General features: G+C 62.0%; 1 protein-coding gene. It reads right to left on the bottom strand.

The genetic code is table 11. The annotated features are described in order from the left end of the window. Positions 1–34 precede the first annotated feature (34 nt). Positions 35–1,231 (bottom strand): IS30 family transposase, encoded by a 1,197-nt coding sequence (locus tag G205_RS20310; protein WP_420874319.1) that lies wholly within the window; start codon positions 1,229–1,231, stop codon positions 35–37. Between the last annotated feature and the right edge of the window lie 456 nt (positions 1,232–1,687).

Consider the following 1,687-nt stretch of genomic DNA (forward strand, 5'->3'; position numbering starts at 1 on the left):
GGCGGTTTCAAGGGGTCGTTGCAACACCTGCTGGTTAGGTGGTTAGTAGTAAATCACGTAAACGCTCGGCTGGAGTTTTCCAGCCGAGCGTTTTGCGTGGGCGGCCGTTGAGTTCCTGGGCGACGTGTTCGAGGTCCTCGGGTCCGAAGACAGACAGATCGGTGCCTTTGGGGAAGTACTGGCGCAGCAGGCCGTTGGTGTTCTCGTTCGAGCCGCGTTGCCACGGGCTTGCGGGGTCGCAGAAGTAGACCTGCATGTCGGTGGCGAGAGTGAAGGATTTGTGGGCAGCCATTTCCGATCCCTGGTCCCAGGTCAGGGATCCCCGAAGGTGCGCCGGAAGGGTGGCCATGGTTTTGATGAGGCCGTCACGGACGGTTGAGGCAGAGTGGTCCTTTGGCAGGTGGACGAGCATTAGGTAACGGGTGGTGCGCTCGACCAGGGTCGCGATCGCGGACTGGTTGTGGGCGCCAGTGATGAGGTCCCCCTCCCAATGCCCCGGTATGGCGCGGTCCTCGATCTCGGGCGGACGTTCGGAAATCATGATCATGGGGTCGGTGAACCTGGGAGTGCGCTGATCAGCGGTGGCATGGGGTTTTCGCCGGGTCCGGCCGGTCCGCAGAGCTGCTTGCACCTCACGTTTAAGTCCGCCTCTGGCTTGGAGGTAGAGGGCCTGGTAAATCGTCTCTGGGCTCACGCGCATCTCCGGGTTGTCGGGGAACTCTTCGACCAGCGTGTGGCTGATCTGTTCCGGAGACCAGCGTAGGAGCAGCTTGTCCTTCACGTACTTACGCAGGTCCGACTCGCCCGCGAGTTTGGCTGTCTTGGGCCGGGCCCGCCGGGCAGTTGCCTTCCGATGTGCACCGTGGGGAAGGTAGCCCATCCGCGGATCGGTGTTTCGGGCCAACTCGCGGCTGACTGTTGAGGGCGATCTGCCGAGGGCGTGGGCGATCGCCCGCACCGAGGATCCGGCGGCCTGCAGGTCCCGGATAAGTTCCCGTTCCTTGACGTTGAGGTACCGCGGGTGGATAGGTTTCTCCAGCGCGGCCACCGGGACCTGGACCGTTTCTGTTGTGCCGGCGGCAGAGGTCATAGTGATCACACCACGTTTGTAGTCGACCACCCGGCCATCCGGATAAATGCGTCGTCCGCCGGACTTCCGGATTCCCTGGTCCCACTCCTCAGCGGTCCGTAAATGAATACCAACTGCCGCGGCAGCTTTCCGTCGGCTCACGCCGGCGTTGCGCAGCCGGGAGAACTCGTCCCTTCCAGGGTGTGGACCTGTCCCCGGCTTTCCCTGACCCTTCAGCCCGGCTTTCCGCACCCACGCGGCGCACGTATTGGGATTCAGCCGAGTTCCTTTGCAGCCTCCGTGGTGCTCTTAAGACGGTCGAACACGGCGAAGAACTGCTCTTTCTGCCTAGCCGTGTACTTCCGGTGCACCGACTGCTTCCGTACTTTGCCCCGGGGCAAACCAGCCTTGCGGATCCATTGGTGACAGGTCATCACATTGAAACCGAGTTCCCTCGCGGCGGCACTGACATTTTGAACCCGATCGAGGGCCGCAAAGAACTGATCCTTCTGCTCCTGCGAATATCTCCGCCGCCCAGCGGGCTTCTCCCTTAAAGACGACACGGTCGTTGCAACTCCCAAAAATTCTGGGTGTTGCAACGACCGCTAGAACCCGCCC

The organism is Arthrobacter nitrophenolicus (assembly GCF_000332815.1).
GTDB lineage: Bacteria > Actinomycetota > Actinomycetes > Actinomycetales > Micrococcaceae > Arthrobacter > Arthrobacter nitrophenolicus.